The 25,555-nt window shown below is 56.1% G+C and carries 23 protein-coding genes and 1 pseudogene; 23 read left to right on the top strand and 1 reads right to left on the bottom strand.

The window, feature by feature from the left end:
- The 12 genes from BG52_RS03385 to murA form a co-directional block, all read left to right on the top strand.
- Positions 1–499, top strand: a 499-nt coding sequence (locus tag BG52_RS03385) for an NADH-quinone oxidoreductase subunit C (RefSeq protein ID WP_036666830.1), incomplete at its 5' end; no start/stop codon positions are given.
- A gap of 4 nt (positions 500–503) precedes the next feature.
- Positions 504–1,604 carry an NADH-quinone oxidoreductase subunit D gene (locus BG52_RS03380; protein ID WP_036666829.1) on the top strand — a complete coding sequence of 367 codons (1,101 nt, stop codon included), beginning with the start codon at positions 504–506 and terminating at the stop codon, positions 1,602–1,604.
- The gene (nuoH, locus tag BG52_RS03375) at positions 1,604–2,620 is read left to right on the top strand and encodes an NADH-quinone oxidoreductase subunit NuoH (RefSeq protein ID WP_036583013.1); all 1,017 of its coding nucleotides are present in this window, start codon (positions 1,604–1,606) and stop codon (positions 2,618–2,620) included. The genes BG52_RS03380 and nuoH overlap by 1 nt, the downstream gene beginning before the upstream one ends.
- Positions 2,621–2,634: 14 nt before the next feature.
- A complete protein-coding gene (gene nuoI / locus BG52_RS03370) occupies positions 2,635–3,084 on the top strand; it encodes an NADH-quinone oxidoreductase subunit NuoI (RefSeq protein ID WP_036583010.1) in 450 nt (149 codons plus the stop codon).
- A gap of 3 nt (positions 3,085–3,087) precedes the next feature.
- Entirely contained in the window at positions 3,088–3,606 is a 519-nt protein-coding gene (locus BG52_RS03365; protein WP_036583009.1) for an NADH-quinone oxidoreductase subunit J, read from the top strand.
- Between the two features lies 1 nt (position 3,607).
- Positions 3,608–3,910, top strand: coding sequence for an NADH-quinone oxidoreductase subunit NuoK (gene nuoK, locus BG52_RS03360; protein ID WP_036583008.1), 303 nt, complete (start codon positions 3,608–3,610; stop codon positions 3,908–3,910).
- 3 nt (positions 3,911–3,913) lie between these two features.
- A complete protein-coding gene (gene nuoL, locus BG52_RS03355; protein WP_036583007.1) occupies positions 3,914–5,794 on the top strand; it encodes an NADH-quinone oxidoreductase subunit L in 1,881 nt (626 codons plus the stop codon).
- Complete coding sequence (locus BG52_RS03350) at positions 5,794–7,419, top strand: complex I subunit 4 family protein (RefSeq protein WP_036583005.1); 1,626 nt, start codon at positions 5,794–5,796, stop codon at positions 7,417–7,419. The genes nuoL and BG52_RS03350 overlap by 1 nt, the downstream gene beginning before the upstream one ends.
- A gap of 4 nt (positions 7,420–7,423) precedes the next feature.
- On the top strand, positions 7,424–8,995 hold the full coding sequence (locus tag BG52_RS03345; protein WP_036583003.1) for an NADH-quinone oxidoreductase subunit N: 1,572 nt from the start codon (positions 7,424–7,426) through the stop codon (positions 8,993–8,995).
- Between the two features lie 401 nt (positions 8,996–9,396).
- Positions 9,397–11,247 (top strand): S8 family serine peptidase, encoded by a 1,851-nt coding sequence (locus tag BG52_RS03340; RefSeq protein ID WP_190287449.1) that lies wholly within the window; start codon positions 9,397–9,399, stop codon positions 11,245–11,247.
- 88 nt (positions 11,248–11,335) lie between these two features.
- The gene (locus tag BG52_RS03335; RefSeq protein WP_036584965.1) at positions 11,336–11,575 is read left to right on the top strand and encodes a DUF1146 family protein; all 240 of its coding nucleotides are present in this window, start codon (positions 11,336–11,338) and stop codon (positions 11,573–11,575) included.
- A 206-nt stretch (positions 11,576–11,781) separates the two neighbouring features.
- Entirely contained in the window at positions 11,782–13,200 is a 1,419-nt protein-coding gene (gene murA, locus BG52_RS03330; protein ID WP_036584967.1) for a UDP-N-acetylglucosamine 1-carboxyvinyltransferase, read from the top strand.
- A 431-nt stretch (positions 13,201–13,631) separates the two neighbouring features.
- Here murA and BG52_RS03325 read toward each other — a convergent pair whose 3' ends face one another.
- Positions 13,632–14,600 (bottom strand): transposase, encoded by a 969-nt coding sequence (locus BG52_RS03325; RefSeq protein ID WP_051588012.1) that lies wholly within the window; start codon positions 14,598–14,600, stop codon positions 13,632–13,634.
- Positions 14,601–14,988: 388 nt separating this feature from the next.
- Here BG52_RS03325 and spoIID point away from each other — a divergent pair, with 388 nt between their 5' ends.
- The 11 genes and pseudogenes from spoIID to BG52_RS15585 all read left to right on the top strand — a co-directional run.
- Complete coding sequence (spoIID, locus tag BG52_RS03320) at positions 14,989–16,137, top strand: stage II sporulation protein D (RefSeq protein ID WP_036584969.1); 1,149 nt, start codon at positions 14,989–14,991, stop codon at positions 16,135–16,137.
- A gap of 66 nt (positions 16,138–16,203) precedes the next feature.
- A complete protein-coding gene (locus tag BG52_RS03315; RefSeq protein ID WP_036584971.1) occupies positions 16,204–16,938 on the top strand; it encodes a M23 family metallopeptidase in 735 nt (244 codons plus the stop codon).
- Between the two features lie 184 nt (positions 16,939–17,122).
- The gene (gene spoIIID / locus BG52_RS03310) at positions 17,123–17,410 is read left to right on the top strand and encodes a sporulation transcriptional regulator SpoIIID (RefSeq protein ID WP_036584973.1); all 288 of its coding nucleotides are present in this window, start codon (positions 17,123–17,125) and stop codon (positions 17,408–17,410) included.
- A gap of 122 nt (positions 17,411–17,532) precedes the next feature.
- Positions 17,533–18,534 (top strand): rod shape-determining protein, encoded by a 1,002-nt coding sequence (gene mreB, locus BG52_RS03305; protein WP_036584974.1) that lies wholly within the window; start codon positions 17,533–17,535, stop codon positions 18,532–18,534.
- Between the two features lie 145 nt (positions 18,535–18,679).
- Positions 18,680–19,546: a flagellar hook-basal body protein gene (locus BG52_RS03300; protein ID WP_036584975.1), complete on the top strand. Its 867-nt coding sequence runs from the start codon at positions 18,680–18,682 to the stop codon at positions 19,544–19,546.
- Between the two features lie 26 nt (positions 19,547–19,572).
- Positions 19,573–20,403: a flagellar hook-basal body protein gene (locus BG52_RS03295; protein ID WP_036584976.1), complete on the top strand. Its 831-nt coding sequence runs from the start codon at positions 19,573–19,575 to the stop codon at positions 20,401–20,403.
- 8 nt (positions 20,404–20,411) lie between these two features.
- Positions 20,412–20,663, top strand: coding sequence for a DNA-directed RNA polymerase subunit beta (locus BG52_RS03290; protein ID WP_081793540.1), 252 nt, complete (start codon positions 20,412–20,414; stop codon positions 20,661–20,663).
- Positions 20,664–21,069: 406 nt separating this feature from the next.
- Positions 21,070–21,501 carry a 3-hydroxyacyl-ACP dehydratase FabZ gene (gene fabZ, locus BG52_RS03285; RefSeq protein WP_036584978.1) on the top strand — a complete coding sequence of 144 codons (432 nt, stop codon included), beginning with the start codon at positions 21,070–21,072 and terminating at the stop codon, positions 21,499–21,501.
- An 81-nt stretch (positions 21,502–21,582) separates the two neighbouring features.
- Positions 21,583–23,292, top strand: a complete 1,710-nt coding sequence (locus tag BG52_RS03280) for a phospho-sugar mutase (protein ID WP_036584980.1) — start codon at positions 21,583–21,585, stop codon at positions 23,290–23,292.
- 12 nt (positions 23,293–23,304) lie between these two features.
- Positions 23,305–25,434 (top strand): DUF5693 family protein, encoded by a 2,130-nt coding sequence (locus BG52_RS03275; protein WP_036584982.1) that lies wholly within the window; start codon positions 23,305–23,307, stop codon positions 25,432–25,434.
- Positions 25,398–25,555, top strand: a pseudogene (locus BG52_RS15585) (polysaccharide pyruvyl transferase CsaB); the annotation flags it as partial. The gene BG52_RS03275 and the pseudogene BG52_RS15585, both read left to right, overlap by 37 nt.

Here is a 25,555-nt window from a genome sequence, read left to right as displayed (position 1 = left end):
GGCGGAGCCGAAAGCGCCGTCGCCCAAGCAGCCGCAGCTCGACGAGGCGGTGGAGCTGCTGAGGACGCTTGTCCACGCGGACGCGGTTGAGGAGGCGTCGATCAACGAGCTGAACGGCGACATGCCGACGCTCGTCATCCGCCCGGAGCATTGGCTGGCTGCCGCCGAGCTGCTGAAATCGCACGGCAAGCTGGGCTGCAACTACTTGCGGAACGTTTCCGGCGTCGATTACGAGACGCATCTGGAGTCCGTCTATCATCTTGTCTCGCTCGACACGAAGCGCGAGTTCGCGGTGAAGGTGAAGACCGACCGCGAGCATCCGTCGATCCCTTCGGTTGCAGCCGTGTGGAGCACGGCCAATTGGAACGAACGCGAAATCTACGATCTGCTCGGCATCGATTTTCCGGGCCATCCGGATTTGCGGCGCATCATGATGCCGGACGACTGGGTCGGCCATCCGCTGCGCAAAGACTACGTACCGCTTGATCCGGAGGTGTAAAGACGTGATCCGTACCGAAGAACTGCTGCTGAACGTAGGTCCTCAGCATCCGAGCACGCACGGCGCTTTCCGCATTATCGTCAAGCTCGACGGCGAGGTGATCACCGAGGCGATCCCTGTTATGGGCTATCTGCACCGGGGCACGGAGAAGCTGGCCGAGAACCTCAATTATACGCAAATTATCCCCTATACGGACCGGATGGATTATGTGTCCGCGATGACGAACAATTACGTGCTGTGCCATGCGGTCGAGACGATGATGGGACTCGAGGTGCCGGAACGCGCCGAGTTTCTGCGTCTCATCGTGATGGAGCTGCAGCGCGTGGCCAGCCACCTTGTCTGGTGGGGGACGTATCTGCTCGATATCGGCGCCATGAGTCCGTTCCTCTTCGCTTTCCGCGATCGCGAAAGCATCATCGATCTGTTCAACGAGCTGAGCGGTGCGCGTCTCACCTATAACTACATGCGCGTAGGCGGCGTGAAATGGGACGCTCCTCCGGGCTGGATCGACAAGGTGCGAGACTTCATTCCCTATATGGAGAAAAAGCTGCTGGAATACGATAGCCTCGTCAGCGGCAACGAAATATTCCTGGCCAGGATCAAGGGCGTCGGCGTGTATGATGCGCAGACCGCGATCGATTACGGCTTGTCGGGCGCGAATCTGCGCTGCACAGGCGTCGATTGGGATCTGCGCAAGACCGAGCCTTACAGCCTCTACAGCCGGTTCGAATTCGATGTGCCGACCGGAACGAACGGCGACTGCTACGACCGCTATCTGATTCGGATGGAAGAGATTCGTCAAAGCCTGCGCATCCTGAAGCAGGCCGTGGAGCAATTTCCTTCCGAAGGCGAGACGATGGGCAAGGTGCCGCGCGCCCTCCGACCTCCCGCCGGCGAGACGTATGTGCGCATCGAGTCGCCGCGCGGCGAGATCGGCTGCCATATCGTGTCCAAAGGCAAGGCCGAGCCTTACCGGCTCAAATTCCGCCGTCCTTCGTTCGTCAACCTTCAAATTTTGCCGAAGCTGCTGGTCGGCCAGACGATGACGAACCTGATCACCATATTGGGCGGCATCGATATCGTCGTCGGGGAGGTTGATTGCTGATGGGCGACAGGCTGCTGGAACCACTTTCGTGGGGCAATGCGCTGATCTTTTTTCTGCTCGCCGTGGTCATGTTGGCCGTGGTGCTCGGCTTTGTGACGTATGCCATCTATTTCGAACGCAAGGTGATCGGATGGATGCAGTTCCGCAAAGGACCGAACCGGGTGGGCCCGCTCGGTCTGCTTCAATCGGTGGCGGATATCGGGAAGCTGCTGCTGAAGGAAGATACGATTCCGCGCAAAGCGGATCGGGTCCTGTTCATTTTGGCTCCTGCGCTATGCTACATTCCGGCGTTTGCGGTGCTGGCGGTCATTCCGTACACCAACAAGCTGTATTTTACCGACCTGAACGTCGGTGTGCTGTATTACGTGGCGCTGTCGGGCATCTCGACGCTCGCGATCGTGCTGGGGGGCTGGGCATCGAACAACAAGTATGCGCTGCTCGGCGGCATGCGCTCGGCGGCGCAGATGATCAGCTATGAAGTGCCGCTCGTCATCTCCATCGTCGGCACGGTTATGCTGACGGGCAGCATGAGCCTGCGGTCGATTGTGGAAGGCCAAGGCGGCGGCTGGTTCTGGGACTGGAACTTCCTGCCCCAGATTATCGGTTTCGCCGTGTTTGTCATCGCGGCCGTCTCCGAGCTCAATCGTACGCCGTTTGACCTTCCCGAAGCCGAGTCCGAGCTGGTCGCCGGCTATCATGTCGAATACAGCGGCTTTCGCTTCGCTTTCTTCATGCTTTCGGAGTATGTGTACGTATTTGCAATCGCATCGCTTATGACGGTGCTGTTCCTCGGCGGCTGGCATCCTCCGGCGCCGTTTCTCGACTTCGTGCCGGGCATCGTCTGGTTTGCGCTTAAGTTTATCTGTATCGTCTTTTTCCTCTTCTGGCTGCGCGCCACATTCCCGCGCGTGCGGGTCGATCAGTTGATGGGCTTCGGCTGGAGGGTGCTGCTGCCGCTGGCGATCCTCAACATTTTCGTCACGGCCGCGTACATGGAGATTTTCATTAAAAGGTAACGGGGGAGACGGAAATGAAAGGATTATTGAAGGGGCTGGGCGTGACATTCAAGTCGATGACAGCGAAGAAGGTCACCTATTCCTATCCCGACCAGCCGATCGTCATGCCCGACCGATTTCGGGGGATTCAATATTTCGAGCCGGACAAATGCATCGTCTGCAATCAATGCGCGCGCGTCTGTCCGACGGAATGCATCACGCTGACCGGCAAGCCGAATCCCGATCCGGAGAAGAAGGGCAAAATCATCGACACGTACGACATCAACTTCGAAATATGCATCCTGTGCGATCTGTGCACCGAGGTCTGCCCGACCGAGGCGATCGTGATGACGAACAATTTCGAGCTGGCGTCCTACAGCCGCGACGATCTGTTCATGGACATGGAGTGGCTGAGCGGGAACGATAAAAACGTGCGCAAGGACAACAACAATATCGGCGCGCCGCAAAAAGGGGGCGCCAAATAACCGATGTTCAACGTGGAACTGACGGGCGAGCTGGTCGCGTTTTTCGTGTTAGCGGCTATCATGATCAGCGGCGCCGTTCTGATGCTTACCTTAACGAAGGTTGTCCATATGGTAGCCTCACTGGCGGCTGTTTTCCTCGGGCTGGCCGGCATGTTCGTCTTGCTGGAGGCCGAATTCGTCGCCTTCGTTCAGGTGCTGATTTACGCGGGCGCCGTTTCGATTCTGATGATATTCGGCATTATGATGACAAAGCACGAAGCCGTGCAGGAGGAGCCGGTAAGACCGGTGCAGGAGATCGTCTCGGCGATTGGCGCACTCTGCCTGTTCGGCATCATGTTCTACGCGATCCGCCTGACGGCTTTCCCGGCGCCGTCGGCGCCTGTGACGACGGGCGAAGACAACACGATGGAAATCGGCAAGCTGCTGTTTACCCAATATGTCATTCCGTTCGAGCTTGTGTCGGTGCTGCTCACCGTCGCGTTTATCGGCGCGATCGTTCTGGCGAAGAAGGAGGCGGAATGATATGCTGCCGTCTTATTTGACTATGGCCGCGATCCTTTTCTGCATCGGGCTGTACGGCGCGCTGACGAAAAGGAATGCGGTGATCGTGCTCATCTCGGTCGAGCTGATGCTGAATGCGGTCAATCTCAACCTGGTCGCCTTCTCCAAATATGGGGTCGTCCCGTCGCTGACCGGTCAAATTTTCTCGCTGTTCACGATATCGGTAGCAGCCGCGGAGGTGGCCGTCGGCATCGCCATCCTGATCGCGCTGTTCCGCGCGCGCGGCACGATAAATGTTGACGAATACGACGAGATGAGGAGGTAAGCGATGGAACCCGTTACCGTATATTCGCAGTACGCATGGCTTATCCCGGTTTTTCCGCTCGTCTCGTTTATTGTGTTGACGGCTTTCGGCCGCGGCATGCGATCGGCGGGAATGCTGATCGGCATGCTGGGCTCGCTCGCCGCGCTCGTTCTGTCCGTGCTCGTGCTATTGGAGCGGATGACAAACGGCGATTCGCCAGAGTACAACTACAGCTTTGATTGGATCACGATCGGCGACTTTCAATTGAACGCCGGTTATGATGTTACGAATCTGTCGGCGCTGATGCTGTTCGTCGTATCTGTCGTCGCGTTTCTGGTCAATCTTTATTCCGCCGGTTATTTGAAAGAGGACGAGCGCATTACCGTTTTCTTCGGCTATGTGGCGTTGTTCACGTTCTCGATGCTCGGCCTCGTGCTGTCGGATAATCTCCTGACCCTGTACATGTTCTGGGAGCTTGTCGGCGTCTGCTCGTTCCTGCTCGTCGGTTTCTGGTATACGAAGCCTGAGGCGAGGGCGGCGGCGAAGAAGGCGTTCATCGTCACCCGTGTCGGCGACGTCGGCCTTCTGATTGCTGTGCTGCTGCTCTTCTGGTACATGCCGGAGCATGATCTGAGCTTTGCGGCGATCGAGAATGTGTTCGGCCAGACGGGCACGATTGCGCAAGGCATTACAACGCTGATCGCGATTCTGATTTTCGTCGGCGCAGCCGGCAAATCCGGACAGTTTCCGCTGCATGTCTGGCTTCCGGACGCGATGGAAGGTCCGACGCCGATCAGTGCCCTGATCCACGCCGCGACGATGGTAGCGGCCGGGGTGTTCCTCGTGGCCCGCACGTACAGCATTTTCGAGGCGTCGCAGGCTGCAATGGACACCGTCGCCTACGTAGGCGCGTTCACCGCGCTTTTTGCCGCGACGATCGGACTCGTCCAGAACGACATCAAGCGTATTCTGGCATACTCTACCGTAAGTCAGCTGGGTTATATGATGCTTGCGTTAGGCGTCGGGTCGCTGTCGGGCGGCATTTTCCACCTGTTCACGCATGCGTTCTTCAAGGCTCTGCTGTTCCTGGGCGCAGGCAGCGTCATTCATGCGGTACACACGCAGAACATTCACGAAATGGGCGGATTGGGCCGCCAAATGAAGATCACCGCCTGGACGTTCGGCATCGGCGCGTTGGCCTTGACCGGCATTCCGCCGTTCTCCGGCTTCTGGTCGAAGGATGCAATTCTTGCCGTGGCGCTCGACAAAAATCCGTTTCTGTTCGCTGTCGGGATCCTGACAGCATTCTTCACGGCCTTGTATATGGCCCGCTTGTACTTTCTTGTGTTCGCGGGTAAATCGGGGGCCGCAGGCAAGGCGCATGAATCTCCGGCCGTCATGACCATTCCGCTCGTTGTGTTGGCTGCGTTCGCCGCGCTGTCGGGCTTCGTCGAGCTTCCTTGGGCGGGCATGGGCCGTCTGGGAGCATGGTTGACGGGAGAAGAGGCCGCGCATAGCGGCAGCGGGCTGGTGCTGGTCGTATCGACGGCAATCGGACTGCTCGGCATCTATCTCGGGTGGTTGATATACGTTAAAGGTGCGATTCCCCGCGATTTCATATCGTCCAGAGCCCCGTGGCTGGTCCGGCTGCTGGAGCGGAAATATTATATCGATGAGCTTTACCATGCCGTTTTTACGGTGGGCTTGCGTGCAAGCGGCCGTGCGCTTGACGCATTCGACACCTACATCGTAGGGGGCGCGGTGCGGCTCATAAGCGGAGCGGCGGTATGGGCGGGACGGGCAGGCACACGCATGCAGAATGGCCAAGTGCAGACCTATGGCTTGTGGACCGTTATCGGATTGCTGGCGCTCATCCTCGCGATTGCCGGAAGGAGGTTTTGGTAATGCCCGAACAGATCCCTTGGTTAACCGTGCTTACCTTCTCGCCTCTGGTCGGCATACTGGTGCTGCTCTTTCTGCCTAAAGCGAACAGCCGGGCGCTAAGAACCGCGGCGATTCTGACGACACTCGTGCCGCTTGTCGTGTCTCTATGGCTGTTTGCGCAATATGATCCGAGTGCGCAGGCCGGCGGTATATTCGTCGAGCAGACGCCTTGGATCACAGCCGCTCTCAACAGCGAAGCGCTGAACGGTGTAGCTTCGTATGTCTATGAGTTCCAGTACTACTTGGCTGCGGACGGGCTGTCGCTTCCGCTGATCGTGCTGGCAGCGCTGGTGGCGACGATGGCCGCATTCGCATCGGTGCATATCAACAAGCGCTGGAAAGCTTTCTATATCTGGTTTCTCCTGCTTGAAACGGGTATGCTCGGCGTCTTTATGGCCCGCGATCTCGTATTGTTCTTCCTGTTTTTCGAACTGACGCTCATCTCACTGTTTTTCCTGATCGGCATCTGGGGCTTGTTCAACCGGGAAAAGGCCGCGAACACGTTCCTGATCTATAACGGCCTCGGCTCGGCGATCATGCTGATCGCGTTCGTGCTGCTGATCGTTACGGCCGGCTTCCAGTCCGTTCCGGACGGGGAGGCAATGCGGCTTGTCTACAGCGGCAATTATGAAACGATCATGGCCAACCTTGCCGATCCTGCCGCCTACGTCAATATTCCGGATGCACAAGCCAATGGAAGCAATCCGTTTTTCATGTCGGAGGGCATGCGCTGGCTGGTGTTCATCCTGATTTTTGTCGCCTTTGCGATCAAGCTGCCGGTGCTGCCGTTTCATACCTGGATGCTGCGCGTCCATGCCGAGGCTCCGCCGTCGGTCGTCATGATTCATTCGGGCGTGCTGCTTAAAATGGGCGCCTACGGCCTGCTTCGTTTCGGCGTATTTCTATTCCCGCAGCAGGCGGATGACGCGGCGTACGTCATTGCGCTGCTGGGCGTGGCGAATATTTTATACGGGGCCATAACGGCTTTCGTCCAGAATGAATTCAAGCTGGTGCTTGCCTACTCCTCGATCAGTCATATGGGCATTGTGCTGCTGGGCATCGCTTCGTTGAACCAGATCGGACTTCAGGGCGCCGTGTTCCAGCTTGTGTCCCACGGCTTGATCTCCGCGCTGCTGTTCCTCATCGTAGGCAGCCTGTACGAACGAACCGGCACGACCGATCTGCGGGAGTTGGGCGGTCTCGCCCGCGCGCTGCCGTTCATGAGCGGCGTTCTGCTGACCGCAGGAATGGCATCGCTCGGTCTTCCCGGCTTGTCCGGCTTTGTCGGCGAGTTTCTCGCGTTCCTCGGCTTGTTTGATTCGATGAAAGGCGTGACGGCCATCGCGGCGGTCGGCGTCATACTGACGGCCGTTTATGTGCTTAGGAGTGTGCTGAAAATCACATTCGGCCCGATGTCGGAGCGTTATGCCGCGCTGAATGACGCCCGCTTGATCGAAGCGGTTCCGATGATCGCGCTGCTGGCGTTTATTCTGCTGCTGGGCGTTTATCCGTCGATTCTGACCGATTCGATGCAACACGGCTTTGATCGGCTTTTTGAACAATTGAATTCCAGGGTAGGGGGGTAGGCGCATGGACCAGACGCAAATTTTAACAGGATTGACATGGAACGATGCGGCTTATCTGCTCCCGGAAGTGACGCTGGTGGCAATGGCTATCCTCATCACCCTGCTGGATCTTGCGATGCCGAACAAGCTCAGCCGCGGCTTCATCGGCTGGCTGTCGCTTGCAGGCGTCGTGCTGTCTCTCTTCTTCGTCGTCCTGCAAATGCTGCAGATGAATCCGCCAGACGGCTCGGCGGGTACGGACGTTGTCCGGCTGCTGGGCGACAGCTATCGGGTGGACGACCTGGCCAATATACTCAAAATTACCCTGTTGACGGCAACAGCGCTCATTATTCTTATGGGCATCCAATCGATTAAACGCGACGACGCGATCACGGACAAAGGCGAGGTCTACACGCTTCTGCTGCCTGCGGTTGCGGGAGCATTGATGCTGGCCTCGACTGCGGATCTCGTCACCCTGTACGTCGGGCTGGAGCTGCTCAGTATATCCACCTATGTATTGGCAGGCATCCGCAAACGCTCTGTGAAGTCCTCCGAGGCGGCGTTTAAGTACATCGTGCTCGGTGGCATTTCTTCGGCGTTTATCCTGTTCGGCATGTCCTATATATACGGGGTCACGGGAACGACCAACTTTGGCGGCATCGGGGCGGCGCTGGGTCCTGCCCTTGCCGACTACGAAGCGTTGATCTATCTGGGCTTCTTCTTCATAATCGGGGGGTTCGCCATCAAAATCGCCGCTGCTCCCTTCCACGCATGGGCGCCGGACGTTTATCAAGGCGCTCCTGTGCCGGTGACAGCTTTTCTGGCCGTCGTCTCCAAGGGTGCCGCGCTGGCGGCGCTGCTGCGTCTCTTGTTTACGACGGTTCTGTTCCAGACCGCGATGTTTACCGGGCAAGGAACGAGCCAATTCGGTCCGGATATGCTGTTTGCGCTGAAGGCGCTGGCCGCGTCGGCGATGATCGTCGGCACGACGGCCGCGCTCCGGCAGCGCAATCTGAAGCGGTTGCTGGCTTTGTCAGGCGTGGCGAATGCGGGTTATTTGCTCGTCCCGATTGCGGTTGGCATGACCCCGCTGCATACGAGCAATATCAGCGAATTTGCGTTTTATTTCATCGCTTATGTTTTCATGAATATCGGGGCTTTCGCGGTATTGTCGGTCGTCGGACGCTCGGCAGGCCACGATGAGCTGAAGGGATATGCGGGATTGTACTACAGGGCGCCATGGACGGCTGCCGCAATGGTCATTCTGCTGCTCTCCCTTGCGGGGTTGCCGGTTTCAGGCGGGTTTTTCGGAAAGCTGTTCATCCTGCTTGGCGCGGCTGGCCGCGAGGACTATTGGCTGGCCGCCATTATGATTGTGACAAGCGTCATTTCTTATTACTTCTATTTCTCGATTATCCGTCAGATGTTTCTCCGGACGGGCGATACCGGGGAGCCGATCCGCATGCCGTTTTCGGCCGGGTTGACGTTGTGGATCTGCGCAGCGGCTACGCTCGCACTCGGCTTGTTCCCGAATCCGTTGATGAGTTGGATTCAGGATATCGTTTCGCTGCCAGCAGATTTATTCATTCTGCAATAAAGCTGCTGGTATCCCTTATAGCGGAAGCCGGTCCCGGGCGGGGCTGGCTTCCGCTTCTTCCTTGTCCGCACCGCCTTCATAAATTTAGAAAACATTATAGTTAAACCGGGGCCGCATTTCGTATAATAGTTATAACCAGGACTTTATTCCCCTCTTATGAATCCTTACAGGAAAGCCCTATCCAAATCGCGAATCGTTTCATACAGGAATCCAACGGTTAAAGGCTGATTAGAATGAAAAATATTTTTCGTTTCGCATTATCGTTCATGACGTCAGAACAACTGAATAAAGCGGAAAAACGCCGAGCTCCTCTAGGTCATAGGGCGGCAGCAAGCGTTAGAGGACTTGCGTTTCTTTTGCTTGCGGCGACGCTGCTGATCCCTCCGTCGGCATCACGGGGCATGCTGAGACACTCGGAAGTTGCAGCAGTCGCGCCGTCGGAGCCGTCGCAAAGCTGGCTGCTGAAATGGACGAAAGCCGGGGAGGCCCGCAAGCTGCCCGGTACAACGGTGCTGCACCGCCAAGAGCAAGCGAACGTGGATATCGTAAGACCTGATCCGGGTCTCGACCCTGGGTTATGGCTTGCACAGCTTCAGACCACGGACGGAGTCGAATATGTACAACCGAACGGGACGGTGAGGCTGTTGACCGCCAATGAGCCTAACGATCCGGAGCTGGGCAAACAGGTGTATTTGCGGCAAATCCGTGCGGACAAGGCGTGGACGCTGGCAAACAAGCGGTCGAACATCACGATCGCGCTTGTCGATACCGGCGTCGATTTGGATCATCCCGACCTGCAGGGAAACCTGGTCGGAGGAACGAATCTGGTGCAGCCCGGCAAACCTCCTGAGGACGATAACGGCCACGGTACGAATGTGGCAGGCGTAGTAGCCGCTGTCGGCGACAACCGGATTGGGACGGCCGGCATTCTTTGGAAGGCCGGCATCATGCCGATCAAGGCACTGGACAGTCAGGGGTATGGAGAGGAAGACCGGCTCGGAGAAGCGATCTTGTACGCCGTCAACCATGGAGCCCAAATCGTCGTATTATCGGTCGGCCTGTACCGTTATTCACCTTACATGCGGGATATCGTTCAATACGCCGAAAGCAAAGGCGTGCTTCTGGTCGCGGCAGGCGGCAATGACGGCAAAGAGCTTAGCAGCAAAGTCGCAGTTAAATATCCGGCAGCTTATCCGACCGTGCTTGCCGTGGCTGGCGCAACGGCGAGCGGCGCGCCGGAGATGCGTTCGAACCCCGGACCCGAAATCGACGTGGCCGCTTCATGGCGGGTGTACACGACGGCTCTGGGCGGCGGATATAAAAGTCAAGAAGGCACTTCAATGGCTGCCCCGCAAGCCGCAGCTGCAGCCGCCTTGGTTTGGATGAAATATCCGAAATTGAAGCCTTACCAGGTGCAGGAGCTGCTTAAGCAGACGGCCAAGGATATCGGCACGGCCGGTCGGGATGACCGCAGCGGATACGGGCTGCTGCAGCTTGATTCGGCACTTACGGCGAAGTTGAAAGTTGATGCGTTCGAGCCGAACAACAGCCGGGACAAAGCAGGGAAGCTGCCGTTGAACGACCGTAATGCAGCTGCGTTGAGCGGCGGCGCGGATCGTGATTGGTACCGCGTCAACGCACCCTACGACGGGACTTTAGTCGTACGTTATCAAAGCCTTATACCCCTTGGCAAGCCGCTGCCCGTTCGCATCAGCCGTTATGACGGGCAGCGGATGCAGAGAGGGACGGACGTTAAGATAGGTAATAAGACCGTCGAATGGAAGGTGAAGAAAGGCGTAAACTATATAGATGTGCAGTTAGTTGACGTTAATCGGAAAGAAATCATTCCTTATTTGCTGACGGCCGAATTCCTTATGGCAGAAGACGACTACGAACCAAACGACAAATTCGATGAGGCCTTTACGTTGGCGCCGCAGTCGCAAGCGGTCACGGGCAGCTTCCATCATACCGGAGACAAGGATTGGTACACCGTATCGTTCACACAAGGGGGCACTTTCAAGATTGTGCTTCAGAGCGACACTGTCCGGATCGATCCGGCGTTCACCATACAAAAAGCCGGAGACGCGGAAATCGATGTGGATGATTTCGGCGACGGGGAGAGCGAACGTTCTCCGGCGATAACGGTGACGCCAGGCAGTAAATATTACATTCGGGTACATAATGCGTCTGCGGCGGAAGCTAGCCCGGTAACGGGAACTTACAAGCTGAGCCTGATTGTGCAGACCCGCTAGGTCGACCCGAACGAACCAAATGATTGGGGCTTCGGCGGTGCGATTGGAGCCGGATATACGCTCATATGAAAGGATTGAAGGAACGCAGATGGAATTCGCTTCGCTCGGATTCAACGGACTATTATCCATAGCCGTTACGTTATTAAGCATTTATTTGGCTTGGGTGGTCCTGCAGGAGCTGAAGCCGGAAGCCTTCCTCAAACGGCCCAATAGCCCGCGAGCCAAAATGCTGCTAGTAATGCTCGCGATCATACTCGGTCACGCCTTCGCGACTTTTATTCTGGACTACCTGAACTGGTCTCAGATGCTTCGCTACCTTGTCGAATAAGCCGGGCCAAAAAAGTCAACAATGGTAATACATGACGGACTGAAAAACGCGAGGGCAGACGAAAAGTGTAAGGTACGTTACTAATTTATGGTCGTTATGTAACCATTTATCGGCAAGCTTAGCAAATTTAAAAATATCTCTTGTCGATTTGTGTAAGGAAATGTTAAGATGTGAAATGGAAATTACAGCACGCGGGGGGACCAAAGATGAGTAAAATAATCGTCCGCGGTGGTCAGCGACTATCGGGTACGGTAAGGGTTAACGGAGCAAAAAATTCCGTACTCCCGATACTTGCGGCATCTTTATTGGCTCAAGAAGGCGAAAGTGTATTGATTGATGTTCCTCTTTTGGACGATGTTATTACTCTTCACCAGGTATTAGCGTCTTTGGGCGCGACCATCACGTTCGATACCGACACGGCTCGCATCGACGCGTCCACGATTCATGCTGTTGAAGCACCATATGAGTTTGTGCGAAAAATGAGGGCTTCATTCCTAGTGATGGGGCCGTTGTTGGCTCGTTTGGGGCGTGCGCGTATTTCGCTACCAGGCGGTTGCGCCATCGGCACTCGTCCAATCGACCAGCACTTGAAGGGCTTTGAAGCGATGGGCGCGGAAATTACGCTGGGTCATGGGTTTATCGAAGCCAGCAAAACAAGTGAACGTCTTAAAGGCGCCAAAATATATTTGGACGTCGCCAGTGTCGGCGCGACCCAGAACATCATGATGGCCGCAACATTGGCCGAAGGAACGACGATGATAGAGAATGCGGCGAAGGAGCCGGAAATTGTCGATCTTGCCAATTACTTGAACGCGATGGGAGCCAAAGTGCGCGGCGCCGGTACGGGCATGATCCGGATCGAAGGCGTTGAGGCTATGAAGGGCGCGGTCCACAACGTCATTCCCGATCGGGTCGAAGCGGGTACCTACATGGTAGCGGCCGCTATCACAGGCGGGGACGTGTACATCGAGAATGCGATTGCCGACCACCTAGCACCCGTTATCTCCAAGCTGCAGGAGATGGGCGTGGCGATTGAAGAAGGGGAGAACGGCGTACGCGTTGTGGCCGATCGTCGCTTGAAGGCGGTTGACGTTAAAACGCTTCCTCATCCGGGTTTCCCGACCGATATGCAGTCCCAGATGATGGCGCTTCTGATGGTATCCGAGGGAAGCAGCGTTGTCACCGAGACTGTTTTTGAAAACCGTTTTATGCATGTCGAAGAATTCAAGAAGCTGCGTGGTCAAATTAAGGTAGAGGGGCGTTCGGCAATCGTTTCGGGCGGAACAGACCTTAAAGGCGCCAACGTATGCGCAACTGATCTTCGCGCGGGAGCGGCATTGATCTGCGCGGCCTTGCGGGCAGACGGCATCTCTGAGATCACGGGTACGCATCACATTGACCGCGGTTACGTCAACATTACGCAGAAGCTTGCGGCACTGGGTGCGGACATTCGGCGTGAAGAGCTTGTTCCGGTTGAAACGGAAGAGATGGCTGCTGCAGTCAACGCCGCAATTGAGTTGAACCTGGAGGAGACCCTTCACACGGTCCAGGAAGCAGAAACAGCCGCGGCGTTTTCACGAGATAAAGAATTAGCCCGGATGAAAATTCAACCAACCTGGGCATAAAAGGATAGAGAATAGGGATGGGGGAAGGAGAGGACAACGGTCCTCTCTTTTTTGACGTTATCCCCCTATAATCTGGCTGCTATACAGCATTTTCAACCGACTGGGGTGTATTCCCGCCGCCTTTTAGCCACTATCCCCTTAGCTCATAAACTGCTTATAAACTGCTCATAAACTGCTCATAAATTGCTCATAAATTGCTCATAAACTGCTCATAAACTAGACGTATAAACCTCGCGCAAAGTGGCATAGGTCATGAAAAAAGTCGGGTTACACTCCCCTTCAAATAAAACAGGCCAGGACGCCTGAATCCGGTGTCTATCTCGTAGGCTCTCGTTTAATTAAGGGGCCAGGGGGAAACTTCCAGTATAGATTAAACGAGGCTAGGATGACACTGCATGCGGCAAGTTGTGGCGCGCAGCTTGGCGAATAGATTAATTGGCCTTTGCATATTTGGCATTCCAGGCAAGAAGACGGAGCTGTATATCCTCATATCCCGGCGGCACGGAAGGGGGTAGATAACGGAAACTAAATGCCGGTCCTCGGTTAATGATTGACCTATAAGTCATGACAGCACTGGTGGCGCACATATGATACAAACGAACGAAGGCATTGCGTGCTTGAAGCGATTCATTTAACCGGAAGCAGTAGTCGTCCAGATAAGCCTGCAGATGTTTGGCGCCAAGGCCGTGAAACGTATCATTCAGCCATCTGTATGCCTGCTTGCATATGTCAAGCAAAGGGCGGCAGCGGTTGGGATCGTATTTGCCGGTAATGCAGACAATATCCTTCGACTGGGGATCGACATGCTGACGAATGAACGCTTTTCCGCCGTATTTGCTTACCGACAAGCCGGCAATATAGCAATCAGGCGCTTGCTTCATTTTAACGTAAGTAAAATGACCGTCAGGGTGGAGAGATGCGCCCGCAAGCAAGGGGTGTTCGCCTGGAAGACAGCCGAGGGTTGGATTAAGCTTGCTGCCATAGGTCGAGGTGTTGACGCGTACAGCTCCTGATAGCGGAAGGCTTTTGTCTGCGTTGGTCACCGCATGTCTTATTTTATGCAGAATGAGCCATGCGGTTTTATATGTCACATGAATGTCGGATGCCAGCCTCACTGCATTCGTTCCTCCGGACGAAGCAAAAAGAAACATCGAGCGGAACCATTTGATTAGAGGGGTTCGGCTGCCTTCCATAATGGTGCCAGCGGTGGCCGACGTCTGGTGGCGGCAAGATTTGCAATCGTATAAAGGTAAACGGCGGCCGCGAATAATGTACGCTTCGCGGCCATCGCACCGCGGGCATACGAAGCCATTCGGCCATCTTGCTTCACACAGCGCTTGCACGCAAGCTTCTTCATTATCGAACTGCTCACAAAAAGCAGCAAAGGATAGATTCCCCATATGTAGAACCTCCACATAAAAAGAGAACAAACGTTCTATAAAAATAATACCAAACATTTGTTCGCGAGTCAATATTTTTATCGGTTTTTTTGTGGAAAAGCGGCCGCAAGTTCGTTCTCTTGCCGATGATTCGAGGGGATAGTGCTATAAAGTAACCGAAAATACAAACGTGATGAGCGGACGGGATAGTGGTTAAAAGGCGCGGGAAAGGGTGCGCTGCAGCCCGCCCTTGCGACTTTAAATCCGGGCGCATGCAGTACTTCCGACTCAAACGTACCGTGGCTTAAGGCGCGTTCTAGCCTAGCAATTGCGTTCATAGAATGGAGTACATCCGAAGGTAAGAGATTTCGGGAATCCATCGCGCAGACGGAAGGAGCTCGACGCAGGTATGGCATTACTCAGCAGGTGGCGAGGCAGAGGACGCCGGCAAGTCGGAAAAAGTCGCAGCGGAAACGCGCTTCTCTGGTGGGTTTCGTTCGGCTGCGGTGCGCTTTTAACGATCGGGCTGCTGCTCCCGGGATTGGTCTCACGGGGCGGCTCGGTAGGAAAGGGAGCGCTAGCCGCGCAAACGGTAGTCTCCGACCAAGCGGTCCCGGACCGTACAAGCGAAAACTCGTCCTTGGCAGCATCCGAGTCCCCGACCGATCGATTAAGCGGATCATCGGAGACGAAACCGGTGTCGCAAATCGATGACGTTACCGTAGCGGTATTGGTTAGCGGTGAACAGAGGGTCGAGGACGTGTCGATCGAAGCGTACGTGCGGGGAGTCGTAGCGGGCGAAATGCCCGCGGACTTCGAGCCTGAGGCCTTGAAAGCACAGGCGATCGCAGCGAGGACCTATATCGTTCGCAGGTTGAGCCTTAACGCATCGTCAAACGCAGAGGAAGGGAAAACAAGCCGTTATGATGTGACCGATACGACGGAAGACCAGGTATATATTTCGAAGGACAGGCTGGAGAGGCAGTGGCCGGCCGATGCGCAAGCGAAACTAGAAGCCATAGAGCGGGCTGTGGAGGAAACGAAGGGTCTCATCGTAACCTTTAACCGGCAGCCGATTCAAGCGGCTTTTTTTTCCACAAGCAACGGCTATACGGAAAATTCGGAGGATTATTGGGGACAGCCGCTTCCGTATTTGCGCAGCGTGCCCAGTCCCTGGGACAAAAACGTCTCTCCCCGTTATAAGCAAACCGTCGAGATGTCGCTTAAGGAGTTTTATGCGAAGCTGGGCGTCAAGAGGAAGAAAGGCATGAAAATTCGCGTCACGGGCTTGACGGAGGGGCGCCGTATAAAGGAATTTACGGTCGGGAATCGCAGCTTTACGGGCAGAGAAACGCGCGAGAAGCTCGGCTTGCCCTCCTCGCAATTTACCTGGAAGGTAACGAAGGACCGGATCTTTTTTACGACTTACGGCTACGGGCACGGTGTCGGTATGAGCCAATGGGGCGCGAACGCATTGGCCAAGGAAGGCAAGACGGCGGAGCAGATTCTGCAATACTACTATACCGGCGTCCGCATCGAACAAGCTTCGAAGCTATAAAATTATGAATTGCCTCACGTATAAACAGCGGGTATCTGGCAACAATGGCTAGTGAGGTGATAAGAAATGAATGAACAGGACAAAAACAAGCACGTAAACGAAGACGCCCCCAAATTGAACCGGGGCCAGGAAACCGTCGCACCGTCGGCATGGAAAAGGATGTTGTCGAAAAAGTGGGTATCCCCGGCAGCATTCATGGCAGCGGCGGCAATTATCGTAACGTTAATGTGGATCTATCAGGGGACGGACAGTACCGGGACGACAACCAAGAACGCCGATCCTGCAGGGGTCAACATCAGCGCAGACGGAAAGACCGACACGAAGAATGAGGAAACGCTCCAGGTCGCAAACCTTAACGAAGTGATGCAATGGCCGGTCATGGACCGCAGCCAGGTGGAAGTGTCGCTGCCGTTCTATGATGCGGAGGCATCGGCTACGGAACGCGAGCAGGCGATGCTGGTTTCGGGCACGACGTTTACGCCGCATATGGCGGTCGATCTTGCGAAAGCGGATAACGGCGCATTCGATGTAGTCGCGGCGATGAGCGGCAGGGTGACATCGGTCCAGCAGCATCCGACGAACGGTTATACGGTCGAAATCACACATGGCGACAACCTGGTGACCGTGTACCAAAGCCTCAGTGACATTAAAGTCAACGAGGGCGACGAAGTGAAACAAGGCACGATCATCGCGAAAGCGGGACGCAGCGAGCTTGAGAAGGATCAGGGCGTACATGTACACTTTGAAGTGCGCGAGGACGGCAAGCCGATTAATCCGAACCTTCTGCTCGAAGAACAATGAGCATGTCGGTTAGGTAGGCGGGAAAGCGGGGGATGTTCCCCGCTTTTTGCGTTTTCCGGGCAATCGGTTCCGCTCTGTTTCTGAAATATTTGTACGAACAGGCTTGTCACGCTTGGCTACAGAGAATATATGCCTGCTCCCCTCATATAATGTACCAAACTATCTCGAGTTGGGAGGCGGGAGCGTGCACGATTACATCAAGGAACGGACGATAAAAATCGGTCGATGCATCGTGGAAACGAAAAATACCGTTCGGACGATCGCAAAAGAGTTCGGTGTTTCAAAAAGCACGGTTCATAAGGACTTGACCGAACGGTTGCCGGAGATAAATCCCGATTTGGCTGATCAGGTGAAGCACATTCTCGAGTACCACAAATCGATTCGCCATTTAAGGGGAGGAGAGGCGACTAAAATCAAATACAAAAAAACTCCCGGCAAAAAACGGGAAGTGTTGACGGCCGGAAAAAGCTGATTATTTTTCTACAAAAATAGAGGAAATTCGTCAAAGACGGCGAATATGTTGATCATGTATTTTATGGATGGCGGAGCGGCGTTGGCCGCGTATCTCACTATTTGCTGGAGGACTTGCGACATATGCTGAGCAAAGACATCGGAATCGATCTCGGTACGGCCAACGTATCCATTCATGTGAAGGGAAGGGGAGTCGTACTGGATGAGCCTTCGGTCGTTGCGATCGAAAGCGATTCGAGACGGGTATTGGCGGTAGGTGAAGAGGCTCACCGGATGGTCGGAAGGACTCCCGGCAACATCGTGGCGATTCGGCCGCTTAAAGACGGCGTCATCGCGGATTTCGAAATTACGGAATTGATGCTTAAGGCATTTATCGAACGCGTGGGCGGCCGGACTTGGTTCAGCCGTCCCCGTATTCTGATCTGCGCGCCGACCAACATCACGTCCGTCGAACAGAAAGCGATTCGGGAAGCGGCGGAACGGAGCGGAGCCCGCGAGGTCTATTTGGAAGAGGAGCCGAAGGCGGCCGCAATAGGGGCTGGAATGGACATATTCCAGCCCAGCGGCAATATGGTGGTCGATATCGGCGGCGGAACGACCGATGTCGCGGTGCTGTCAATGGGCGACGTGGTGACCGCTTCATCTATCAAGGTGGCGGGAAACCGATTCGATGCCGAAATCATGAAATATATTAAAAATAAGTACAAGCTTCTGATCGGCGAACGCACGAGTGAAGAGATCAAGCTGAAGATCGGCACGGTATACCCGGAGGGGCGCAAGGAATCGATGGATATTCGCGGACGCGATATGGTGACGGGTTTGCCGATCACCGTCAACTTTCGCTCGGCGGAGGTCCGGGAAGCGCTGTGGGACTCCGTGACAGCGATCATTCAAGGGGCTAAGGCCGTGCTCGAACGCACGCCTCCCGAGCTGTCGGCGGACATAATCGACCGGGGCGTCACGCTGACCGGCGGGGGAGCGTTGTTGGACGGTCTGGACGCCCTTATGTCCGAGGAATTAAGGGTCCCCGTGATCATTGCGGAGGATCCGATGCACTGCGTTGTCAAGGGAACGGGAATGATGCTTGACAACCTGGACAAGGTCAGCGGCAAGAAATTGCGATAGCCGGCCCGGGAGCCGAGCGTTTGGGGGAACGCGTCGGCAGGGCCGGCTGCGGCAAAAGGCAGGGCGCAAGACCTATAAACCAGAGGCGCAGCCAAACCGATGATAGATAGACACGAAAAATCGGACAAGCGTAAGGAGAATTGCTATGTTACGCGGACTTTATACCGCAGCAGCGGGCATGATCACCCAGCAGCGGCGGCATGATACGGTTACCAACAATATTTCCAACGCCAATACGCCTGGCTTTAAGCAGGTAAATGCAATCTCCCGTTCGTTTCCGGACATGCTTCTCAGTCTGACCGGCGCCGAAGGGGACAAGTCCAAGCCCATCGGGATCTTGAATACCGGCGTATTTGCGGAGGAAAGTCTTTCTATCTATGCGCAGGGAGATCTGTCCGATACCGGACGGGCCTCCGACTTCGCGATCATGTCCGACATCGAGGTGCCGGGCCTGACGTTCGACGACTCGGGCAAAGCGGTTGCGGCGAACGGGGACGTTACGTTCCAGCCGCAGGCATTCTTTACTATACAGGATCGGAACGGCCAGGAGAGATATTCCCGTGACGGCACGTTTACATTGAACGAGGAAGGTTTCCTCGTCACGTCAGACGGTTCGTTCGTGCTCGGTACCAATAACGCGCCGATTCAGTTTGAGCCGGGAACGGCTATTGAAAATCTGACGCTTACCCGCGGACAGCGGTTCGTCGACAGCCGAACAGGTCTCGATACCGGCCGGCAGCTGCTCATCTCGCTCGTGGAGAACCCGAACAGACTGGTCCGCGAAGGGAACAGCAAGTTCCGGCTGGATGACCCGAACTCTCCGGTAAGGCCGGTCAACGCAAATGACCGGTTTGAGGTGCGTCAAGGCTTTATCGAACGGTCCAATATCGATTCGGCTCAATCGATGGTTGATTTGATGTCCGCATTGCGCGCTTACGAATCCAATCAAAAAATGGTACAATATTATGATGAAAGCCTAAGAAAAGCGGTAACCGAAATCGGGCGCATCTGATTTCGCACGAGAAAGGAGCCGGTTCGATGAACAGCTCGATGATTAATGCGATGGTCTCCATGGGGGGGCTCCAACAAAAGCTGGACCTGCTTGCCGACAATATCGCCAACGCCAACACAGCGGGCTATAAGCGGAAAGACGCCACCTTCGAGGACCTTTTAACGAATATGAAGCGGCAGCAGGACGCTTTTGAACAGCCGGGTCGTTTGACTCCGATGGGTTTCAATGTCGGCTGGGGCTCGCGAATGGTGCTTGTTCAGCCGGATTTGTCGCAGGGACCGATCCAGCGTTCCGATAATTTGAATGACATTGCCATCCAAGGCAGCGCCATGTTTGAAGTGGCTGTCGACGATTTGGGCAACCGCGCCTTTACGCGCAACGGCGCTTTTCAAATGACGCTGAACGAGAATAATGATGCGGTCCTTACGAACGCGGACGGTTATCCGGTAATCGCCGAAACGGCGGCGGGAGACAGCCAGGTGGTCATCCCCGACGGTTACTCGATGCGGATCGATGCTTACGGCGGCATTCAGGCCGTCTCGAAAGACGGCTTCGACGTCCGGAATCTCGGGCGTTTAAAGCTGGTGCAGCCCATTAAACCGAGCGTGCTCTCGCCTGTAGCGGACAACCTGTTCGTTGTGGCACAGGGACTTAATCAGGGTGAAGTCGTACGCAGGGTCGTTCCGGGGGAAGGCAACGACGTCCGGCTAATGCAGGGTTATCTGGAACAGTCGAACGTCGAGCTGGGCAAAGAGATGTCCGAGCTCATGATCGTGCAGCGGGCCTACCAAATGAGTGCAAGGGCGCTATCGTCCAGCGACACGATGATGCAGCTTGCGAACAACCTGCGCTCTTGATGAATGCCATGAAAAAACAGCCTTCTGAAACTGCTGAAGAGATTCAGCGCACAGCAGGGGAAGCTTCCCGCCGCCGGCCCGCTGCTCTGCGTATCGCGCTTCGTATCCTGCGTTTCTGTCTTGTGCCCGCACTTTGCGTTGCCGCGTTGCTTGGCGGCTTGTATGTCGGTTATGTCATCCTGGGCAAAGCGCCGGCCGAAGATGTGTGGCAATGGGGGACCTGGAAACATATGTACGATCTGGTTTTCTCGGAATCCTGAGTCCGCCTGTTAAACTTAGGGTAACACCCGCCGTTCCTGCCGGAACGGCTTTTTTATTTGCGGTTAAACCTAGCTGCCGCGCGGCGCCTCCTGGGCCTGCGGCAGTTTTTTTTTTCAGAGTGTAGAGGTATAATGATTGGGGAACTTGGATGATGGCTCCATGCAAAGAGAAGGGCAGAGGGGACGTTGAATCTGCCGAGTATGCTCATGACGCAGACAAGACGATGCTGGCGCTGGCGGGGCGCGGCGCTTTGCGCCGAAAAGGAGCCCATCGCGGAATGCTTCGACTCCGCCTGACGGGCTCCCTTATCTCAACCTCCATGACCTGCAGCGCATGAAGGATATTATTATGGTTTCTGAATCAAGGCGGTTTTATACCAAGCTGGAGTGAAGGAGCAAATAACCAATGATGGATATTAACGAAATTCAGGCGATTATTCCGCATCGGCAGCCTTTTTTGCTGATCGACCGGATTTTGGAGGCCGAAGCCGGCGTCCGCGCCGTGGGATTGAAAAACGTAACGATGAACGAACCGTTTTTTGCTGGTCATTTTCCGGGCTTCCCGGTCATGCCGGGGGTGTTGATCGTCGAGGCGCTGGCGCAGGTCGGCGCTGTGGCCATTCTGATGGTGGAAGCCAATAAAGGCAAGATCGCGATGTTTGCGGGCATAGACAATTGGCGATTCCGCGGGCAGGTCACTCCTGGCGATACGCTCACGCTGTCCGTTGAAATCACCCGTCTGAAAGGGATGATCGGCAAAGGGCGGGCGACGGCCAAGGTCGGCGATACAGTGGTATGCGAAGGGGAAATGATGTTCGCGCTTGCCAATCCTCGGTAAACCTTAGTAAAGCTGCCTGTATACAATATATTATGTATCGCTTTGCGGACATCATACAATTGAGAAGGGGTTGGATGGCGAATGGCGATGGAACCTGCCGTAATGAAACGTTATCAGGCATGGATGAAAGACGCGCTGATTGACGAGGCGACCAAGAAGGAACTGGCGGGCATCGCCGGAGATGAGAAGGAGATCGCCGACAGGTTCTACAAGGAGCTTGAATTCGGTACGGGCGGACTGCGCGGCGTGATGGGCGCGGGCACGAATCGGATGAACGCCTTTACCGTGGGCATGGCAACGCAAGGGCTCGCGAATTGGCTGCTTGGCCGCAAGGAGAAGCCGTCGGTCGTCATCGCGCACGATTCGCGCAACCATTCACCGGAATTTTCGCTGGTCGCGGCTTCGGTGCTCGCGGCGAACGGCATCACCGCTTATCTATGGACAAGCCTCCGGCCGACTCCGCAGCTTTCGTATACGGTACGCGCGCTTGGAGCGGACGGCGGTATCGTCGTAACGGCAAGCCATAATCCGCCGGAGTATAACGGGTATAAGGTGTACGGGGCGGACGGGGGACAATTGGTGCCGGCCGACGCCGAGCAGGTTATCGCAAGCATTCAGCGTATCGAGAGCTTTGCGGACGTGCGCCGCATATCGCAAGAGGAGGCGGAAGCGAAAGGCCTCATTCGCTGGCTCGGCGAAAAGGAAGACCAGGCTTACCTCGATACCGTTGTGGCGGAAAGCCTTAATCCGGAGCTGCTGCGGAGCGGCGCCGGCGACGCGCTGACCGTTGTGTTCACGCCGCTCCACGGCTCGGGTAATCTGCCGGTGCGAAATGTGCTCGCGCAGGCGGGATTCGGAAATGTGCTGGTCGTGCCCGAGCAGGAGCAGCCGGACGGATACTTCTCGACGGTCCAATCGCCGAATCCGGAGGAGCGGGACGCGTTCGCGCTGGCGCTTGAACTGGCCAAGAAGCATGACGCCGACATCGTGATCGGGACGGATCCGGACTGCGACCGGATGGGAGCCGTCGTTAAAAATCAGGAAGGCGAATATGTCGTGCTGAGCGGCAACCAATCGGGGGCACTCATGGTGCATTATGTGCTGAGCCAGCGCAAGGAGCGCGGGACGCTGCCTTCCAACGGCGTTGTGGTAAAGACGATCGTGACGAGCGAGATGGGGGCCGACATCGCGGTTCATTACGGCGCCGAGGTCGTCAACACGCTGACGGGCTTCAAGTATATCGGCGAGAAAATGAGCGAATACGAGCGGACCGGCCAGCACACCTATATTTTCGGCTATGAGGAAAGCTACGGTTACCTTGCGGGAACGTATGCGCGAGACAAGGACGCGGTTATCGCGTCGATGCTGATCTGTGAAGCGGCGGCTTATCATAAGAGCAAGGGCAAGACGTTATACGAAGTGCTCCTGGAGCTGTATGCGCAATTCGGAACGTACAGGGAGCATCTCGAATCGCGTACGCTGAAAGGCATAGACGGTGTGCGGCAGATCGGCGCGATTATGGAGGATTGGCGCGGCAACCCGCCGGCCGAGCTTGCGGGTGTCAAGGTCGAGCAGGTGCTCGATTATTCGTTGGGACTTGACGGTCTGCCGCCCGAAAACGTTCTGAAATATATGCTGGCTGACGGCTCCTGGTTCTGCCTGAGGCCGTCGGGCACGGAGCCGAAAATCAAAGTGTATTTCGCCGTGCGCGGCAATTCGGCGGCAGGAGCGGACGAGGCCATCGCCAAGCTGGCGAGAGAAGTCATGGCGCGTGTGGACAATAGAAGTTAAGGAGTGGACAGCTTGCTTGCGACCTATCGACAATGGAACCGTCGCGTCCGGAGCCTGCTCTGGGCGGTGACGGTCATCGGCGTGCTTGCTGCGCTGCCGCTCGGCTTTGCAAGGCACGGGGTGGAGCAAACCTCGCGGGAGGTCGAATTCGTCTTCGATTACCGCGACCTTGTGACGATTTCAGCCTATAAAGCACGCCCGCAAGATTTTATTCGGGGCGAATTGGTAAAGATGAAGGAACGCGGCATCACGACGATGGCCGTGTATGAAGGAACGTTCGAGGAGCTGAGCTGGGCCGGCCGCCTGACGGTGTACAGCTCGGCGCAAGCGGCCGCGTTGTACGGGAAACCGGCGCCGGTCAACGAGAATTTTACGTATGTGCTGTTTGCGGATGACGCCAGCCGTAAGGCGATCGAGCCGCTCATACGCAAGGCGTTCGCCCCAATCCAGGTCGCCGTTCGGGACTGGTCGTTCGGCGGACGAGCGGGGCTCGTGCTGGAAACGCCGGTCGAGAATGCCGCCGTCAGGCCGATGATGCCCGATCCGATCGCCCTGGAGCAGCTGAAGCGCGCCGGCTTTCAAATTTTGCCGAGGCTCTCGGACCGCATGAGGCCTTATAATGCGGTCGAGATGGAAGCCATGATGCGGCGGTTCGCCGAGCTTGGCGTGAAACGAATCCTGTTTGACGGCGAACAGGTAACGGGATTCGGCGATCAGGCGAAGCTCAAAAGTCTCGATCATTTGGCGTTGCTTCTAAAGAAGTACAATATCGGCGTCGCGACGATCGAAAATATAAGCGTCCCGCAATTCGGCTTGGACAAGCTGGCTTATCTCACCGATTATAACGCGGCCCGTTTATACTCATTGTCGGAAGCCGACAGCGCGGCTTTAAGTCCCGCGACGATCTCGGACCGCTTCGTGCTGGCCGCCAAGGATCGGAACATCCGGCTGTTCTTCCTCAACGGCTCGCCGATTCGCAGCATCAACAAGGCGGGCATCCTCGATCCGCTCGACAATCTGTACGCTGCGATCGGCGGCTCGGAGGACGAGCGGGGAGCGGTCGCCAAGCTGGCGGATGCCGGGTTCAAGACGGGCTCGGCCAAGCCGTTCGAGTACGATTATGCCGGCTGGCAGAAAGCGCTCAGGGCGGTCGTAGCCGCAGGGGCAATTGCCATAATCGCCCTGCTGGTCGGCACGTTCGCGCCTGCTTTGCTGCTGCCGGCCCTGCTGCTTGGCCTTATGGGAAGCGCAGGCTTATACCTCCTTGACACGGCGCTCCTGGAGCAGGCGCTTGCGCTCGGCGCGGCGATCGCCGCGCCGACGCTGGCGGTCATCTGGGCGCTGAGCCGCGTTCGCGCCCATACCGAGGGCAACCGGAGGACGGTAGGCGGCTGGAACGAGGCTTCAACTGAGGCGGCCGCCGCTCGCTCCGACCGGCTGTTCGGCGGCCAATGGATGTTCGACGGCATGCCGGCCGGCAAGCGTCTCATCTCGGCGCTCGGCCTGTATGCGGTAACCGCCGTTATCTCGCTTATGGGAGCGGCATTGGTGTTCGGTCTGCTCAACAATATTACCTATATGCTGTTGCTTCAGCAATTCCGCGGGGTCGGCCTGTTGGCATTGGCTCCGATCGCTTTGACGGCCCTTTATGTCTTTCTGTACACGGGCCGATCGGTATGGGATAATTTCCGGAAGTTGCTGCGTCTGCAGATTACGGTTCTATGGGTGGCAGCGGCAGCCGTCATCGGCGTTGTCGGTCTCTATTATCTGTCGCGTACGGGCAACACCGGCCAAGCCTCGTCGCTCGAGCTGGTGTTCCGCAATCTGCTGGAAAACACCTTCGGCGTACGACCCAGAACGAAAGAATTTCTAATCGCCCATCCGCTCTTTCTGTTAGGACTGTTCTTGTCGCTTCGCTACCGGGCGGCGTGGGTATTCATGATTATAGCTGCCATGGGTCAATTGTCGATTGTCGGGACCTTTTCTCATATCCATACGCCGATTGCCATATCCCTCGTTCGGGTGCTGCTCGGCCTGGGTCTCGGCGCCATCATCGGGCTGTGCCTCATAGCGGTCTGGCAGCTTGCGGAAGGAGTATGGAAAGCATGGACGCTTCGGGTTACGGCCAAACGTTCCGATTAGTTCTTTCGGGCTACTACGGTTTCCGCAACAGCGGGGACGAAGCAGTGCTGAAATCGATTCTGTTCGCGCTCAACAAGGAAGCCGATCGGCAGGGCGTGCGGGTCGAGCCGATCGTGCTGTC

It is taken from the genome of Paenibacillus darwinianus, from assembly GCF_000598065.1.
In the GTDB taxonomy this organism is placed as follows: domain Bacteria; phylum Bacillota; class Bacilli; order Paenibacillales; family Paenibacillaceae; genus Paenibacillus_I; species Paenibacillus_I darwinianus.
This window is presented reverse-complemented; position numbering and strand designations above follow the sequence as displayed.